This window comes from Pseudomonas sp. TMB3-21, from assembly GCF_054898145.1.
Genome location: NZ_CM142718.1, coordinates 827,032 through 843,889 on the forward strand (window position 1 = coordinate 827,032; position 16,858 = coordinate 843,889).

The following is a 16,858-nucleotide window of genomic DNA, read 5'->3' on the forward strand; positions in this document are numbered from 1 at the left end:
GCAGCGAGTCAGCGACTCTCAAGTAACGCCAGTCGGAATCATCGGCACAAAAAAAGGCACTTGCGTGGCTCGCAAGTGCCTTTTTTGTACAAGCCAGAAACGTTAGCGCGACATCATGAAGGTGTCGTATTCCAGATCTTCCAATGCCTTCGACAACCGCTGCAACCCCAGCAATACACACACCAGCAACGACAACGTGAACCCGTATCCGAAGAAACTTGGGCCCAGGTACATGCTGAGCAGCGTTAGCACGCCGTTCAACACCGCAAACAGCACGCACAGCTCCAGCACCACGGTGCGTTTGTCGAGGTAGAAGAAAACGTTGAGCATGGCCATGAACACCACCTGAATGCTCACGCCGATCAGGTCGATGTAGAACAGCGGCAGGTAGTAACTGGAGATGCCCAGCCAGTCGAGCAGACGTGGCGCGAACAGGAACAACAGCACCACCGTCAGCCCCTGGACCTTGCAGATTTCCAGCAGGCCCTGACGGATCGACAGGGTCATCTCGGTTTTCAGCGAGCCAATGTGCTGCAGGGTTTCACCGTCGCGGATGGCCCGGAACAGACGGTCGTACCATTCGGCAAAATCGGTTTCGATGCGCACCAGGAACACGGCCATGCCGGGGATGATCGCCAGGTACGCGAGGAAAATCGGCAAGTCATACAGGATGGACGCGCGCAACGGGCCGACCACGGCATTGGAAGTGGCGGGGTTGAACCAGAACAGAAACTTGTCGATCCAGATGCCGAAGTTGTAGAAGAAACCGGTGGCCAGCAAGCTCAGAAAAACCTGACGCCGATCGAGAAAGTCGAAAGCGATCAGTTTCTCGGCGCGGTACTCCCGCAAAATGTCGTAGAGGAACAGAAACAGCAGCGTGCTGTGCCCGATCAACAACGCCAGGAGCAAGCCCGGCATCTGCAGGAAGCTCAACACGTAGGCGCTCGCCACCATCAGCGTGTAGCCCACCAGCATCACCAGCAGGATGCGGTTATAGGCTTTCATCCCCGACAGGAAAATGATCACCAGCCACAGGTTGCACAGCACTACAAAGTTCGCCAGCACCAGCACGCGGTAGATCAGTGGCTGGTCGAACAGCAGGCCCAGCACGATGATGCCCAACACGCCGGCAGCGATCGTGACCAGCAGCAGAATGCCCAGCAAGTTCGGCAGAATCTGCTCGTACTTGTGCTCGAACAGACGGTCGGAAACGAAGCGAGTGAAGAACAACTGCAGGCCGCCCGTGAGGATCAGCGAAGTCGCCATCAGGTACGTCACCGTGACCAGAAACTGTCCGACCAATGCATTCGGCAGCAGCAAGCCCAGGCTGATGATCCCCACCAGCATGACGCTGATGATCGACAACACCCACGGCCCGGAACTGATCAGACCGGCATACACGTAGGCGTGCAGGGTCGAGGTGTAGGAGTCGCGCGAAAGGATTTTGCGCAGCTCGAAGCCAATACCGGCCATTTAACTGTTCTCCATGGCTGCTTTATACAAGTCGCGATAACGCTGCAGCATCAAGGCTTCGGTGTAGTAACGGGTGACACGCAACAAACCGCTGGTCTGAGCCGCTTGCCAGCGTTGCGGGCTGCGCAACAGCTCGAGAATCGCCGCGCTGGTGGCTTGTGGATCAGCAATCGCCACCACTTTACCGGCGACGCCCAGGTCACGGTCTTCAGCACTGCCGCCTTCGATCAGCTCGCGGCACGAACCGACGTCGCTGCTGACCACCGGCGTACCGGCCGCCCACGCTTCGAGGATTACCAGCGGCTGCGCTTCACTGATCGAGGTCAGCACCATCAGGCCGAGCTTCGGCAGGATTTCCTGAATGCGCTGAAAGCCGAGAAAATGCACCTTGCCCTCCAGGCCCAGACTGGCCATCAGGCTGCGGCACTCGCTGACGTATTCCGGATCTTCCTCTTCCGGGCCGACGATCCAGCCTTCGGCTTGCGGCATCGCGCTGATCACGCCACGCATGGCCCGCAGGAAAGTTTTCACGTCCTTGATCGGCACCACACGCCCGATCAAACCCACTACCGGCGCGATGCCGGGTTCGCGGGCTTGCAGCGCAGCGGTCCACAGCGGCAAGTCGATGCCGTTGGGGATCACTTGAGTGCGGCTCGGCTCGGCGCCGTCCTTGATCTGCCGCTGACGGTTGCCGTCATACAGCGAAATAATGTTGTCGGCGCTGTTGTAGGTCAATTGGCCGATTCGCTCGAAGAAGCGTACCCACAAAGTGCGGATGTAACCCGAACCGGCATCGAGGCTGCGGTTGAGCGCCTGCCCGGAACTCTCGGCAATCCAGCTGGCCTGGGCCAGATCGATTTTGCGTTCCTTGGTGTAAATGCCGTGCTCGCTTAGCAGGTAGGTGCAGTTCCAGCGCTTCTTGAGGATGCAGCCCAATATCCCGGCGTAACCGGTGGAAATCGAGTGCAACACGCGGGCCCGCGGCATTTTGCGCGACGCTTCGGCGAGCATCAGCAGTGGCGACTGCATGGTGCGCAAGGTCCAGAAATAGTTGACGAAGGACGGGTCGGCGCAATGCTGATTGTAGCCTTCGCTCAAGGCTTCCCAACTGGCGCGGCTGCGCAAGACGTCATCGAGAGTCATGTCGCCCTGGGCGATGCGATCGAGCAAGCGCTCACCGAGTTCCGGCTCCGGCAATTCCGGGTGATGCAGGAAGCGGTACAGATCGGCCAGCTGTTGCTTGTCGGCCTCGCGCGGCGTGCCGATCGTGTGCGTCGGGTGGACCGCGCTTTCGATGAACATTTCTTCGATGTGCACGACGTTGGCCGGCACCTCGTAACGGCGCTCGCCGTAAGCGGAACGCTGGCCGCCAATGAACGCCACCGAGAACGTCAGCTCCGGCAGGCCGAGAATCATCTGGTGAATCCAGCTCGACACGCCGCCGCGCACATACGGCCAGGTGCCTTCGAGGAGCAGACAGATGTCGGCTACCGGTGCCTCTTCCTTGTGATTCATGTCCAGCTCCTCACCAGCTCAGCGAACGGTGGACGCTGACGGGTTTTCTCGGGAAGGCTGGCGAGCAGACCCGGAATTTCGTGATAGCGGCCGGCCTCGAACGCCAGTTCGGCGCGGAACGGCAAGATCTGCGCTGCGCCCATGCCGTTGTCCTGGGCCTGACCCAGCAGCACTTCGGCGCGCTCGATGTCACCGCGTTCCAGGGCAATGCGTCCGGCCAGCAAAAACAGCTCGCCGCCCTCGCCTGCCTGTAAACCTAGCTCGGCATGTTCACTGGCTTGATCAAGCACGTGATCCAGCACGCTGCCCTGCGCCAGGCCAAGGTAGGCCAGCTCCCAATACCAACGCGCCAGGGTGCCATGCAGCGCACCGGCAGCTTTGGCGTTGGCACTGGTCAACTGGCCGAGTGCAATCTGGATGCGCAGGTTGATGTCGCTTTCCTGCTTGTCGAGCATCGAGTACGCCAGCAGGCGCACGTCATCGCTCGGATCGCCCAGTGCCAGCTTGAGGATCGGCACCGCTTCCTTCCCCGGCATGCGTCGCGTGGCGAGCAAAGCGGCGAGGCGCTGATCCGGATCAGGCGCGTGGCGCAGCACGTCCTGCAAACCGCCGTCGGCGAAAATCGGCGAGTGCGATTGCAGTTGCGCGCGGAACGGCAGGCTTGGAATGCCCACCGCTTGCCAGGCTTGTTTGTCGCGTTTGCGCGGCAGGTAAAGCGCCGGAAAAATCGACAGCACCACGCCAATCGTACCGATCACCGGCACAAAGAACGCCAGGCTGAAAATGAACAGCGGGCTCCACGGCAATGGCGCGCGATAACGCGCTGGCAACAACAGCCACACAGCGGCGCACAACAGCGCGCACGCCAGGCCGTGGCTGAGGGTGAACACCAGCAATTGTTGTAACTCGGGCGCCGGCAGCCACAGACTGGCCCAGCTGCCTGCCTCTAACAACAAGGCTCCGCTAAACAGCCACTTGCTGATCATTCAGGCCACACTCGTTGAACAGGAAATTACGCAGCCCGTCGCGTTCATAGCCAGGCTCCAGATTGAAAGGCATCACCCGCACGCCAAGGCTGTCCAGATTACTTTCGATGCCGAAGTGTTCATGCAGCAACACGTTAATCCGCGCCAGATAACCTTCGGTGCCTTGCGGGCTGGTCAACGGCAGGAGCACCAGCAGCAGCTGATGATCGCGGTTGTTGCGCACCGGCAAGTGCAGATCGAGACCACGCTGACTGCGTTCCAGCAGGCGCGTCAGCTCATCGTTGGGACGGGTCATTTCAAACGCGAACAGACCGGCTGCCAGTTTGTGTTGCTCGACATCCATCAGCGAACGCTTGAGTTGCAGGGTGAACTGCTGAGCATCGGCGTCCGGCAGTTGCAGCACGGTCTCGTCTCTGCGCAACAGGTCGGCGATGTGCCCACCCAGCAACGCGAGCAGGCTCAAGGTGCGATCCTGGAAGGCGAAGAACGGCATCTGCCGAACAGCCAGAATCGCCAGCAGACGACCTTCAGCGTCGATCAACGGGATGCACGCCTGCAGCGAGGAGAACTGCGTCGAGGTGCCGGCATCAATTAATTCCTGACGCACGCTGACCAACTCGCCGCGTTCCAGACACAGCTTGACCAGACCATCTTCGGTGCCCAACGGGCCCATGATGCCGACGGTCGCCAGCGCCTCCGGCAGGACGTTTTCGCCACGCTCGTCGACCCGATACAAACCGGCCACACGCAACGCACCGTACTGCCCGAGCACTGCCACGATCGGATCGGCCAGCGCCGCAAGCGCATCGCCTTCGGCCGGCAACACGCGCAGTTTTTCCCGCAAGCCCAGCAGCGAACTGCGCAGGCTCTGGTCGCTACCGGCGACGCGCTGTTCCAGCAGGTCGTGAGAGACGCGCAGAATCTGGTGCGCCCGCGTGAACTCGTCGAGACGATACTGGCGATAATCGTTGGCCATCTGCAGACGCTCCAGGCGCCGTTCCCACAGATCGCGAACCTCACCCACCAGCATGCCGCAGACCAGCAAGCCGACAATGTACGACGGCTCAAGCTCGGCATAACCTTCGTGCCCTTTCAAGCGCAACGCGAACAGGGCCAGCACCAACAGGCCGGCGCTGAGCAGGCCGCGCACAAAGCCGTACCGCACGCCCAACAGCAGCGGCGCCAGAATCGGCCAAGGGAAACCACCGTGCATTTGCAACGGGTCTTCAGGCGTCAGCCACAAGCCCAGGCCGATGGCCCCGCCGGTGACCAGAAACGTTTCCAGCCAAGACACCGGCCCGCTGGCGCGAGGCGCCAGGCTGTAATCCATGTGCGGAGAATTCATTGCAATCACTCGAACCGAAGGGCGCCAACAAGTTTGTCGAGTACCGTTTGAGCGGTGCCCGCCAGGCTTTCACGGGACCAACCGGCGCGCGCGCCGCTTTTGCTCCAGAGCACGCGACCGGTGCTGGCTTCCAGCACGCGCAGGCTGATGCCCACTGCCGGTTCACCATCCAGACCGTTCTTGTACTGCCATTCTTCGACGCTGCCGGCGACGACATAGTCGAGCTTCTGCTGACGTGCCCAGTCGAGGGCGCCGGCCAGGCGCTCATTGTCGTCCATCAGCGCTTGTTCGCCTTCGGTGCTCGCCGGGTAAACCCGGGGTTGCAGACCGCGACTGCTGAGCACGCTGAGCAGGATCTGCTCGGCGCGTTCACCGGCTTGTGGCGTTTGCGAGTAGTTGACCACCGGCACGATGCCCCACTGCGCAGTGCGCGACAGGTTCGGGCTGGCTTCATCGGTGAAGCTGGCGCAGCCGGCGACGAACAGGACCGTGAGGGCCAGGCCCAGGTTACGAATTGCTTGCATAGTTTTTCTCCGTAGACATTCCATGATCAGCGCCCAAACCGCACGCCGTAGCTCACACCCAGGGTCCCGCCGGCCTGACCATCCCCGCCCTGAGGCGCAGATTGGTAACCGAAGGTCAGGGCCAGTTCGTCATCACCCAGCACTTCGACGCCGATCCCGGTGTTGATGCCGTAGTTAAAAGTTTGATCCAGCCATTGCCAGCCTGCCGTTACATCCACCAACCAGGTGTATTGCGGTTTGGTGCGCACCAGTGCGCCCGGTATTCCGCGACGCCACGAGCTGCCGATATAGAGTTGGCTGTAGGTGCTTTGCAGCAGATCGCTGGCCAGCACCGTCTCGGGGTTGTCGTTATCTTCAACACGTCGCACCGGACCACCGTTGTTGCTGGACAGATAATCCAGCGTGCGGTCCTTGACGTCGTTGTGCTGATAATCCAGACCGCCGCGCAGGGTCCAGTTCGGGCCTGCAAACTCCAGCGTGTGGTTGTATTCCATCTTCAGCGCCTGGCCGTTTCCGAGGTTATCCCCGGCACGGGTAGAGAACGACCTCTGCGCCACTTCCCAACTGATCTGATCGCGCGCAGTGAGGCCGTGACGACCGCCGAGCCAGACGCTGTCCTGTTGCCCGAAAGCGCGCATCAGGCCGCTGTCTTCACTCTTGCGATGCCAGCCGGCACCGAGTTCCAGTTCGTGGCTCGGGCTGACCTGCCAGGTCCGGGAAATTCCCAGGCCATTGCGGTCGTCGTCGCTGCGCTGACTGGTGTCGGCGAACAGTTTGTAGCTGCCGTTTTCCACCGGACGTTGCAGGGTCAGCGCAGCGTTGCGCTCCTCGCCAATCTCGGAAGCGATGATGTCGTCGCCTTTGTAATCGCCCTGCTCAAGTTGCACATCGGCGTACCAGTTATCACCCAGGTTGTGGGCGATCTGCAGACGTGGCGCGTTGAATTCCAGACCGCCGAAATCCTGCTGGTGCCAGGACAGCTGCGCACCCTGCGGCGTGCGCTCGTGCAGCTCGACGGCCTGACGACGCAATTGTTCGCGCACGGCCACTGGCTGATCGTCGCCGAGTGCCGACAGGCTGGTGTCGAGCGCTTCGCCCAGACGGCCCAGGCGATTGAGGGCCTGCGCACGCTGCGCCGGGTTCAGATCGCTACTGGCCAGCAGCGCTTCAACCTGATCTTTGTTGCGGCTGCGCAAGGCTTGCTGAATCTGCTCGTAACGCGCGACTTTCAAGCCTTGGCCACGGGCCCACTCCAGCCATGCATCTTTCTGCGATTCCTGATTGGTCGCGTCGAGACGCGCCAGCAACCGTTCGAACCACAACTGCAGCATCGCCGGCGAGCCGTCTTTCCAGTTCTTCAGCACTTCCTGCTGCGCCTTGCGTGGCGAATAGCTGCTCGCCACCAGACGCAACCAGATCGCGTAACGCTGCGACGACGGTTCGATGGTTTCCACTTCCGGGCTGCGCAGCAATTTCAGGCGCAGACGCTGAGCGGCATCCTGATAACCGGCGCTGTCGAGTGCATCGGCGTAAGCCGCGCGGACCAGCCAGTCGTTCGGACTGCTTTTGAGGTACATGCGATACCAGGCCAATGCCTCGGCGTCGCGGCCTAGCATCTGGCTCGCACTGGCGAACGGCAGCCACAGCACGCGGTCTTCACGTGCATGGGAACGCCATTGGCTCAGCAGCGGCTTGAGTTTGCCGGTGTCGCCCTGATCGACGTACAGCCACACCAGACGTTCACGAAACAGGTTGTCAGCGGGATAGCGCGACAGACCGAGCAAGTACAGACGCTCGGCTTCTTCGGGCTGACCCTCCTGCACCGCCAGCGCACCGCGAATGGCGAGCACTTGCGCCTGCTCGTAGGCGGCCGGGTATTGCTCCGCATCCTTGAGCAACGCGACCACTTGCGGCCAGTCGTTCAGCTCCTGCGCTTGCTGCAAGGCTTCGACCAGACGCTGCGGATCCTTGGTGCGCTGCCAGCTGGCAATCGTCAGTTTCAGCGCGCGCTGCGGGTCGCGAATGCGATACAGGGTGATCAGCTGGCTTTCGTCACCACCGGTCAACTTGCCATCGATCGACAGCACTTTTTCCAGGGAGACGCGCAAGTCTTCATCGCGCTCCAGATCCCATGCCAGTGAAGCCCGGGAGCGCCAGTAATCAGCGTCGTTGATGCTCTGATCGTCCGCCTGCACCACGCTCCATGCTGATTCGGAATCAAACAGCTTGAGGTAGGTATTGGCCCAGTCGACCTGCTCGACGGTGTCCAGCTTGAAGCGTTTCGAATAGTTCTCGTAAACCTTCGCCTTGGCCGCAAACTGCCCGGTGTTTTCCAGGTTCTGCAGCAGACGCGTCCAGGCCAGACGATGGGTCGGGTATTTCTGCACGTACGCGCGGAACCAGGCTTCGGCTTCGCCCGGCGTACCACGGGATTCATGACCGTAGTTCAGGGCATCGAGCTCGATGTCGGTCAACGCACGCTGGTTCATGATTTCTGCGAGCAGCGGAATCGACCGGTCGAAGTCGAATTGCTGGCTGGCCAGACGCCACGCGCGCTCGCGGGTTTGCGGGTCTTCCTGCAGCTTGAGCAGGCGAATCCAGTAACCCAGCGCAGCCGCGGGATCGCCGCGCCATTCACCGAGGTGAGCCATCTGTTCGAGCAAATCCGGATCATCCGGATAATCGACCGCCAACTGCTGACCCGTTTCCCAGGCACCGGCCAAATCACCGATGGCCAGGCGCATGTGAAAATCTTTCAACGGGATTTTCGGGTTGTCCGGTTGCAGGGTTTGCCACTGTTTCAGCACGCGCTGCGCCAGATCAAAGCGCTTGCTCGCCACCGCGACATCAACGCCCTGCTCGAGCCACTCGGCATCGGTTTGTGCGTTGGTCAGCTTCGGCAATTCGTCAGACAGCACCTGCGCTGCCTCATCGCCACGACCGGCAGACAGCAGACTGTTGAACGCCAGCTGCGCATATTCGCGACGCTCGCTGTCCAGCTGAGCGTCCTTTTTGAGCTGCAGATAAATCTCGGCGGCACGGCCTGGCTGTTCGCCGGCCATGTACCACTGCGCAGCGGATTTCAGCGACTCGCTGCGTAGCTTCGGATCGCGTCCGGCAACTTCTTCGTAGACGTTGGCCGCGAAGGCCGGGGCCTGCAAGGTCAGCGCGAGCTTCGCCAGGTTCTGCAACAAAGGCACGGGCAGCTTGCGATGGTCAAAGCTTTTCAGGCGCTCGACGAGGGCTTGCTGGGCGATCAGGTCGTTGCTTTTCGCAGCGTCCAGAGCGTCCAGTTCCAGGCGATAGTAAGCCTGAACTTCCGGCACTGGTTTTGGCCAGGCTTCCAGGTGTTGGCGTGCCTTGGCGTAGTCACCCAGACGGATCAACAGATCGACCAACTGCAGACGCAGGTGATCGTCATCCGGGTGCGCCGTCAGCAACAGCTCGGCGTAATTGGCCGACACGGCATCAGGCTCACGTCCATCGGGCTGGAATACTTCTTCACGCTGGAAGGTCGCCCACAGCAAACCTCCCACAGCAACCGCCACCACCGCCAGTGCCCAGGGATTGAGCAGGCGGTTACTTTTAGTTGCAGAGGAGCTGACCATTACTCACCTGCTTCATTGGTAATTTGAAAACCCACAGACCGGCGGCTGCCGTGCCCGCAAAACGTTGTCCATCCACTTCCACCCGGCAAGCACTTGCCGAACGCACCGAGAAGGTCAGATCGAACTCACCTGCAAAGGAAAAGCTCACACGACGATCATCCACATACCGCCAGTCCTTCAACGGCAGATTGGCTTCTTCCAGCGCAGGTCTGCTGTCCCGCTCAGGACGCAAAACCAGCAACGCGCGGTCGCTGCTCAAGCTCACATAACGGCCCTGGGGCAAATCGCGCACGCCGGCAACGCCTTGCGAACGCAACAGATCGGGCCAACCCATTTGCGGGTCGAGGCGCACGGTGCGCAACGCGTCCATGCCGCGAATCTGCCAGGCACCGTCGGCGGTACGCGCCAGACTGGCCTGATACAAACCGTGCAAGCGATCGATGTAATCGGTCATCCACAGCGACATCGGCTGTTGCTCGCGCATGAAGCCGTAGACCTCATGCATGGCCTTGATGGAGGCCTGCTTGGTGCTGGAATAGAAGTGGTAATAAAGGTGCAGGCCGCGCAGTCGTCGTGGGCTGTCGGTGAGCTCAAAGGTTTCGATCAGGTCGCGAAAACCGTAATACGGGCCCTTCCACAGGTTGGTGTAGAGGTTCTCGTTGATGATCGGCGCGTAGTACTGCAACCCCCCTGCGGTAGGACGCAGCAGCGGATTCAGACCGGTCAGCGACGGGTCCGCTTTGGTCATGATGGTCTCGGCGCCGTTGACGTTTTTCAGGCCAGCGTCGTAGGCCAGTTTCAGAGTGGCAGCGGAAGGCAGCGCATCGCCCGGCCAGAACACCATCTTCACCGGTTTTTCCGGGGTGGTGAGCTGTTGGTTGATGTAGTCGCGCGAACCGAAGATCTCGCGATGAAAGTCGATTTTGTCGTAGCCCGGTATCTTCATGTTCAAACCGTATTCCGGTTTGAAGTTCTCGCGTTTCTGCGCCTGTTCCGGTTGCATGAAAAACGGATGGCTGAAGGTGTGGGTGGCCACTTCCACTTTCGGGTTGGCGAACAGCTCGCGGGCGATCGGCTCCAGCTCACGCGCCAGATGCGGGAAGGCTCCGCGCGGGGAAATTTCGCCTTCGACGATCGACACCGACGTCAGGAAAGGGTTGGGCTTGATGTAATCTTCCAGCGTATGACGACCCGCGTATGGCGTGCCACGCACTTCAGCGCGGGACGGAAAACCGTCGCCATCGATGTGCACGGTGGCAATGCGGCGGCCGTTTTCGGTGGTGGTGTCCGGGCGCGGCTGAACTGGCAGACGCAGGCTCGCTTGCAGAAAGGCGAACGGGTCGAGGATCCAACGGCTGCGCTCGTTGTTCATTTCGAGGACGTAAGGCGCGAGGGCCAGACCGCCCCACTCGCCAACGACCACCGGGTTGTAGATGTCGCCGCCCTCATTGGTCAGGGTCAGTGCGGCAGTTGGTCCGTTGGGCAGTACTGAAACAGCGGTCAGATCACGGGAGCGAGGCTGCACCGGGGCTTCGAAAGCGCCCAACAGTGCCTTGTCCTGATGCGTGATGGTCAGCACTTGCGTACCCGGAGGCGCATCGCGCTTGAGGCCCATGCGCTTGAGCAAAAGCTTGTCTTCAACAGGCAGGCCAGCGAGAAAAACCACCGGTACTTTTTCATCCAGGCGCGCGTTGATCCAGCGGTTGAACGCCGGGCTGTCCTGCGGCGGGCCGCTGGTCATCCAGGTGACCACGCCAGCGTACAAGCCACTGAAACGGTAATCCGGCATGGCGCTGTCGGCGGGCAGATAGTCGACGCGATAGCCCAGGTATTCCAGTAATCCACCGACGTAGCTATGGCCAGCGTTCGTGGCCAGATCTCCTTCGCGAGGGTCGAACACCATCGCCACGCGGCGAGGCTGCACTTCGATGTTGCTGATGCCCATCGAGTTCAGATCAGGGGTACCGATGAACGGGATGAAACCCTCGTCGCGCAGACGCTTGGCCAGCTTGCGAGCTTCTTCACGGCGCTCGGGCGGCAGGTAATCGATCGCCACCAACGGAATGCCTTTGGCACGCAGTGGTTTGAGGTGAGTTTCAAGCCACTCGCGATCGGATTCCGACACCGGGCGATAGCGCTTGGCAGAAGCGTCCCAGCCGGCATGGATAGACTCGACCGCCACGGCGGCAGCGACGCCATCGAGCTCGGGCAGCACTTCAAAGCCGCGGTTGAAAAACAGCTTCAGCTTCGGCTCACGCTGGTGCAGTTCACGCAGGAAACTGGCGAGCGCAAGGCGCTGTGCTTCTCGCGAGGCTTCAGGCAGCAATTGAAAACTGTCGAGGGTATCGAGGAACAGGCCTGCGTAACCTTCAGCCTGGAAAGCTTTGGCGGCACCGAACAAATGCTCGCGCCAGGCCGGCGAGGCCAGGTCCATAACCTGGCTGTCCCAGGAATCGTTGCGCACCGGGCTCACGGCTTTCGCCAGACCAGCCTTGTCGATCTCGGCCTTACTTCCGCTGAACTCGCCAACCGACAGATACGCGAACGGCTGACTGCCCAGCTTGCGCAGGGTTTTGACATCGCCGCTCGCCATATGGCCCGGCTCGACCACCGCCCAATCGAACTGTGAAAGCTCCGGAATGGGCGGTTGATCGGCGTACCAAAAGCCGACGCTGGAGGGTTGTGGCAATGCTGCAGCTTGTACGGCCGGCCCGCTCACGATGAGCGCCAACGCAGCAAACAGCCGTTGGACGGCCGCGCGGACACGCGTCCTGCGAAAAACGATTTCCATAACTCACTCTTGAATTGACTGAATCGAGGCGGTTTGAAAGCTGTGAAACAGCCGGATTACAAACTGCGCAAAAGCTGTGCTAATCCATCGCCGATTGAAGTCGGTGCGGGAAGGGTGAAACGTTCGAGCAACCGAGCGTTATTGGCGCGCGAATGGCGAATGTCGCCCTGACGTGGCGCCAGATGAGTCACTGCCAAAGCGCGGCCGGTGGCGTTGCCCAATTCAGCGATCAATTCGTTGAGGCTGGTCGAGCGGCTGAGGCCGATGTTGACCGCGCCTTCTTTCGGTTCGCTGACTTCCAGCGCCTGCAGCAGAATGCTGACCAGGTCTTTGACGAAGACGAAATCGCGGGTCTGTTCACCGTCGCCGAAAATCGACACCGGCAAACCTTTGATCGCCCGCTCGGTGAAGATGCTGATCACGCCGGAGTACGGCGAAGACGGATCCTGGCGCGGGCCGAAAATGTTGAAGAAGCGCAGGATCACCGGCTCCAGGCCATGCTCGCGGCGATAAAAGTCCAGGTAATATTCACTGGCCAGTTTGTCGGCGGCATAGGGGGTAAGCGGTGATTTTGGGGTGTCTTCATCAATGGCCGAACCTTCGCCATTGTTGCCGTAGATGGCCGCGCTGGAAGCAAATACAACGCGCTTGATACCGGCTTTCTGCATGCTCTCGCAGACGTTGAGCGTACCGACGAAATTGGCTTGATGGGTGCTGACCGGATCATCGACTGAAGCCTGGACCGAGGCCACTGCCGCCAGGTGCACGACTGCGCTGCAATCACGCATCGCTTCCTGCACGACCGCTGAGTCCGCGACGTCGCCGGTCACCAGTTCCAGATTGGCATTGCTCTCTGGCAAATTGCTGACCTTCCCGGTCGACAAATTGTCCAGAACACGGACCTTCAATCCTTTGCCCAGCAAAGACTCGACAAGGTGAGATCCGATAAAACCCGCACCGCCGGTAACCAGTATTCGCTCAACACACATGAAATTTCTTCCTGAAGATTCCAGCGGATAGAGTAGAAGGTCCGCTAAACAGTAGCCAAATAAAATTGTTTCTCAGGCTGATGGCAATTTCCCATCACGCCGGCAATGCGACCTCGACCGAATCTCGAAGGTTCAAAAATAATTTGTCAAAATCTGAAATGGCAAGAGTGATGTCATTTCTATGGCGCAAGGCCAGCAAAACGCCGCCGATAGTGTGAGATCAAAACCACACTGTCAATAGTTTGTCTGTGCTCCCGCCGGACGGCTATTTTCGCCTGAGACGCGTCATGAATTTGGCGACAGTTATCAGAAGCGGCATGTCATTAAATAGTGACAAATAAATGGGTTTCGGTCACCGAGCTGCGTCACATATCAAATCCGACGCTAACCGAATGTGCGCGCAAACGGCACTGAAGCTTGCAGGATTGCTTGCACCACGTGCGGCGCTTGTTCGCCGAGTTGAGCATATCTGCGCAGCACCACCTCAAGCGCGAGCAACAGCTTCTCGATGCGCTCTTTTGGATTGTTTATCCCGCAGGTCCGGGCGAAATCGAGCAGCCCCTGACGAGAAGCAAACATCGACTTGTGCCCCGCCAGATCCAGCGCCAAAACATCTTCAGGAATGTACGCCGTGGTATTGACGATGTCATAAGCCGGCGCCAACCGCGCATCACGTTGCGTAGGTTCAGAATAGAGTAAACCGTAGTTTTTCAGATGGGCATCGCCATTACCGATTATGCAACTCAGGGCAACACTATCGTAAAGTTGGTCAAGAGAGGCTCGCACATTTGCCACTGGACAAAACATCCGCACCGCTTTGGCGATAGCCGCATAGCTCTTGCTGTATTTCTGATGAGCAGAAAGCCCCATCAGTGATGCCATGTCCTCGAACCCAATCGGATCAAGTCGGGCATCCCGATCAAAGCGACGCAGTACTCACGTCCAGGGAAGTCGTTTTCATTCAGAAGATCTCGCTTAATTCATCGAGCGTCGGCATGGCGGCGGGTATGACCGCCAGTTCACAATCCAGCGCTCCAACTATTCTCGCGTAAGCCATCATGCTCACGTTCAAAGAGCCCTGCTCTACAGCAATTACCTTCTGCCGAGTCAGTCCGGCGAGTTCGGCCAGCCGCGCTTGTGTAAGGCCGCGATGAATCCGGCGCTCACGGAGTTGTTTGGCAAGCTTGGTGATGAGGAAAGCATGATCCATGTTCAGCAACCGTTACATTGATAGGAAAATGTACTGCATTCAAGACATTTAAGACAGCGGTCGGAGCTTGTTACTGAAAATCTGCTCGCTACCACAGCCAACTTCATCCGCGAGCTCATACGAAACCAACGCAGCTCCGAGAACACTCCGCCACAGATGAATTTTTCTTCACCCCGCTCCTGTTCGCCAACCAGTACATTAGCCTCGCTCTTCAAGAAACTACGGTTTGCCCGCCCTCCCGCGGGCTTTTTTTTGTCTGCGATTTGTCCTCGATATCCGCACCCGCCATTCCCTGCACAAAAATCCTTTCAGCTCTCGCATCGGCGGCCGATAAAGCCTTGCTTACACCCTTGCTGGCGCCCAAAAACAACAATCTTCCAGCCAACAGACGATCAAGAAACACAACGTTCCTGGAGGAATTGTGATGAATAGCTGGTTCGGCAACATCAGCGTGAACCTGAAACTGGGCCTGGGATTTGGCCTGGTCCTGGCATTGACCTGCGTCCTCGCCCTGACCGGCTGGACGAGCCTGGGCGGGTTGATTGACCGCAGCAACTGGATGAGCGACATCACCCAGCTCAATGCCGGGTTGACCAAATTGCGCGTGGTGCGCCTGCAATACATGCTGACCAACGGCGATGAAACCGCCGCGCAGAATGTGCAGACCACACTTGATGCGTTCTCTGCCCAGCAACAATCGCTGCTGGCGACCTTCAAGAGCCCGGAAAACATCAAGCTGCTGCAAGCCCAAGGCAGCACCATTGAGGCCTACAAGACCTCGCTGAACAAAATGCGTAGCGCCTACCGCACCGGCAACAGCGCGAGCGGCATCATGAGCAGCAATGCCGAAACCGCCAACACGCTGATCAATAGCATCAGCAGTAGCGTGTTGCAGATGCCCCTCAGCGACCAGCGGTCCGAGCAATTCCAGGCGATCACCGCGGCCAAGGAAGCCTTCCTGCTGGCGCGTTATGAAGTGCGCGGTTACACCGCGACCAGCAACGCCGAGACTGAACAGAAAGCCATCCGCCAACTCGACCTGGCCATCGCCAGCCTGAAACCACTCAACGTGCAGTTTGGCGACACTCAGCCGGACGCATTGCGTCAGCTGGAAAGCGCCCTAGGCAATTACCGCAGTGCGTTGCAGGCTTATAAAGCCGCCAACAGCGACGCCGTGCAGGCGCGCAAGGAAATGACTGATCAGGGCACGACCATCGTCTCGCTCAGCGATCAGCTCTATCAGATTCAGCTCGACCGCCGCGACGCCGAAAGCGCCCAGGCACGCACCCTGCAACTGATCAGCACGTTGCTGGCATTGCTGGTCGGGGTGATTGCCGCGATCATCATCACCCGTCAAATCACCGGGCCCCTGCGTGACACCCTGGCCGTGGTCGAACGCATCGCTGGCGGCGATCTCTCGCAAGACGTGAAGGTGACGCGCCGCGACGAACTGGGCGTATTGCAGCAAGGCATCGCCCGCATGGGCGTGACCCTGCGCGAGCTGATCAGCGGCATTCGCGATGGCGTCACGCAGATTGCCAGCGCCGCCGAAGAACTGTCGGCCGTGACCGAACAGACCAGCGCCGGCGTCAACAGCCAGAAGATCGAGACAGATCAAGTGGCCACCGCCATGCACGAGATGACGGCCACCGTTCAGGAAGTCGCACGCAACGCCGAAGAAGCTTCGCAAGCGGCGGCCGCTGCTGACGGTGAAGCCCGTGAAGGCGACAAGGTTGTGAACGAAGCCATCGCGCAGATTGAACGTCTGGCCAGCGAAGTGGTGCGTTCGACGGAAGCCATGGGCGTGCTGCAACAGGAAAGCGACAAGATCGGCAGCGTCATGGACGTCATCAAGGCTGTTGCCGAGCAGACCAACCTGCTGGCACTCAACGCTGCAATCGAAGCCGCCCGCGCCGGTGAAGCCGGGCGTGGTTTTGCCGTGGTCGCTGACGAAGTTCGCGGTCTGGCGCAACGTACGCAAAAATCCACCGAAGAAATCGAAGGCCTGGTGGCGGCCCTGCAAAACGGTACGCAGCAAGTGTCGGCAGTGATGAACAACAGCCGCGCGCTCACCGACAGCAGCGTCGCGCTCACCCGCAAGGCTGGCGTGTCACTGGAAAACATCACCCGCACGGTGTCCAACATCCAGTCGATGAACCAGCAGATCGCGGCCGCCGCCGAGCAGCAAAGCGCAGTGGCCGAAGAGATCAGCCGCAGCATCATCAACGTGCGCGACGTGTCCGAACAGACTGCCGCCGCCAGCGATGAAACCGCAGCGTCGAGTGTCGAACTGGCGCGGTTAGGCAATCAGTTGCAGATGATGGTGAGTCACTTCAGGGTTTAACCCTTAACCATTTCTAACAAGGCTCCCACGCAAGTTGGGAGCCGCCGGCGACTGGCTGGCCATTCATATACGC

11 protein-coding genes and 2 pseudogenes are annotated in these 16,858 nt (G+C 59.8%); 2 read left to right on the forward strand and 11 right to left on the reverse strand.

The annotated features are described in order from the left end of the window. Nucleotides 1–102: 102 nt before the first annotated feature. The 11 genes and pseudogenes from pelG to ACYZTS_RS04060 all read right to left on the reverse strand — a co-directional run bounded on the left by pelG (nucleotide 103) and on the right by ACYZTS_RS04060 (nucleotide 14,844). Nucleotides 103–1,473, reverse strand: a complete 1,371-nt coding sequence (gene pelG / locus ACYZTS_RS04010; protein ID WP_461994193.1) for an exopolysaccharide Pel transporter PelG — start codon at nucleotides 1,471–1,473, stop codon at nucleotides 103–105. Then, the gene (gene pelF / locus ACYZTS_RS04015) at nucleotides 1,474–2,988 is read right to left on the reverse strand and encodes a GT4 family glycosyltransferase PelF (protein WP_461994195.1); all 1,515 of its coding nucleotides are present in this window, start codon (nucleotides 2,986–2,988) and stop codon (nucleotides 1,474–1,476) included. After that, entirely contained in the window at nucleotides 2,985–3,974 is a 990-nt protein-coding gene (locus tag ACYZTS_RS04020; RefSeq protein ID WP_028624567.1) for a HEAT repeat domain-containing protein, read from the reverse strand. Before ACYZTS_RS04020 ends, pelF begins: the two co-directional genes overlap by 4 nt. After that, nucleotides 3,952–5,319, reverse strand: coding sequence for a PelD GGDEF domain-containing protein (locus ACYZTS_RS04025; protein ID WP_461994197.1), 1,368 nt, complete (start codon nucleotides 5,317–5,319; stop codon nucleotides 3,952–3,954). Before ACYZTS_RS04025 ends, ACYZTS_RS04020 begins: the two co-directional genes overlap by 23 nt. 5 nt (nucleotides 5,320–5,324) lie before the next feature. Then, the gene (locus ACYZTS_RS04030) at nucleotides 5,325–5,843 is read right to left on the reverse strand and encodes a hypothetical protein (RefSeq protein ID WP_028624565.1); all 519 of its coding nucleotides are present in this window, start codon (nucleotides 5,841–5,843) and stop codon (nucleotides 5,325–5,327) included. Nucleotides 5,844–5,869: 26 nt separating this feature from the next. Then, nucleotides 5,870–9,451, reverse strand: a complete 3,582-nt coding sequence (locus ACYZTS_RS04035) for a tetratricopeptide repeat protein (protein ID WP_461994200.1) — start codon at nucleotides 9,449–9,451, stop codon at nucleotides 5,870–5,872. Then, entirely contained in the window at nucleotides 9,429–12,242 is a 2,814-nt protein-coding gene (locus ACYZTS_RS04040; RefSeq protein ID WP_461994202.1) for an endo alpha-1,4 polygalactosaminidase, read from the reverse strand. Before ACYZTS_RS04040 ends, ACYZTS_RS04035 begins: the two co-directional genes overlap by 23 nt. A gap of 56 nt (nucleotides 12,243–12,298) precedes the next feature. Further along, nucleotides 12,299–13,231, reverse strand: coding sequence for an NAD-dependent epimerase/dehydratase family protein (locus ACYZTS_RS04045; protein ID WP_461994204.1), 933 nt, complete (start codon nucleotides 13,229–13,231; stop codon nucleotides 12,299–12,301). Between the two features lie 384 nt (nucleotides 13,232–13,615). Continuing rightward, a pseudogene (locus ACYZTS_RS04050) lies at nucleotides 13,616–14,167 on the reverse strand (type II toxin-antitoxin system HipA family toxin); the annotation flags it as partial. A 25-nt stretch (nucleotides 14,168–14,192) separates the two neighbouring features. Then, a complete protein-coding gene (locus ACYZTS_RS04055) occupies nucleotides 14,193–14,441 on the reverse strand; it encodes a helix-turn-helix transcriptional regulator (RefSeq protein WP_461994206.1) in 249 nt (82 codons plus the stop codon). Between the two features lie 211 nt (nucleotides 14,442–14,652). Next, nucleotides 14,653–14,844 carry a hypothetical protein gene (locus ACYZTS_RS04060; protein WP_461994208.1) on the reverse strand — a complete coding sequence of 64 codons (192 nt, stop codon included), beginning with the start codon at nucleotides 14,842–14,844 and terminating at the stop codon, nucleotides 14,653–14,655. Between the two features lie 156 nt (nucleotides 14,845–15,000). On the opposite strand from ACYZTS_RS04060, the pseudogene ACYZTS_RS04065 reads away from it, so the two are divergent. Both ACYZTS_RS04065 and ACYZTS_RS04070 read left to right on the forward strand, forming a co-directional pair. Continuing rightward, nucleotides 15,001–15,927: pseudogene (locus ACYZTS_RS04065) on the forward strand (methyl-accepting chemotaxis protein); the annotation flags it as partial. A gap of 144 nt (nucleotides 15,928–16,071) precedes the next feature. Then, nucleotides 16,072–16,785, forward strand: coding sequence for a methyl-accepting chemotaxis protein (locus tag ACYZTS_RS04070; RefSeq protein WP_461996341.1), 714 nt, complete (start codon nucleotides 16,072–16,074; stop codon nucleotides 16,783–16,785). Nucleotides 16,786–16,858 lie beyond the last annotated feature (73 nt).

Excerpts from the sequence above, each read along its gene's own strand:
- pelG (WP_461994193.1), bottom strand. The coding sequence starts at position 1,473 with ATGGCCGGTATTGGCTTCGAGCTGCGCAAAATCCTTTCGCGCGACTCC.
- pelF (WP_461994195.1), bottom strand. The coding sequence starts at position 2,988 with ATGAATCACAAGGAAGAGGCACCGGTAGCCGACATCTGTCTGCTCCTC.
- ACYZTS_RS04020 (WP_028624567.1), bottom strand. The coding sequence starts at position 3,974 with ATGATCAGCAAGTGGCTGTTTAGCGGAGCCTTGTTGTTAGAGGCAGGC.
- ACYZTS_RS04025 (WP_461994197.1), bottom strand. The coding sequence starts at position 5,319 with ATGAATTCTCCGCACATGGATTACAGCCTGGCGCCTCGCGCCAGCGGG.
- ACYZTS_RS04030 (WP_028624565.1), bottom strand. The coding sequence starts at position 5,843 with ATGCAAGCAATTCGTAACCTGGGCCTGGCCCTCACGGTCCTGTTCGTC.
- ACYZTS_RS04035 (WP_461994200.1), bottom strand. The coding sequence starts at position 9,451 with ATGGTCAGCTCCTCTGCAACTAAAAGTAACCGCCTGCTCAATCCCTGG.
- ACYZTS_RS04040 (WP_461994202.1), bottom strand. The coding sequence starts at position 12,242 with ATGGAAATCGTTTTTCGCAGGACGCGTGTCCGCGCGGCCGTCCAACGG.
- ACYZTS_RS04045 (WP_461994204.1), bottom strand. The coding sequence starts at position 13,231 with ATGTGTGTTGAGCGAATACTGGTTACCGGCGGTGCGGGTTTTATCGGA.
- ACYZTS_RS04055 (WP_461994206.1), bottom strand. The coding sequence starts at position 14,441 with ATGGATCATGCTTTCCTCATCACCAAGCTTGCCAAACAACTCCGTGAG.
- ACYZTS_RS04070 (WP_461996341.1), top strand. The coding sequence starts at position 16,072 with ATGCACGAGATGACGGCCACCGTTCAGGAAGTCGCACGCAACGCCGAA.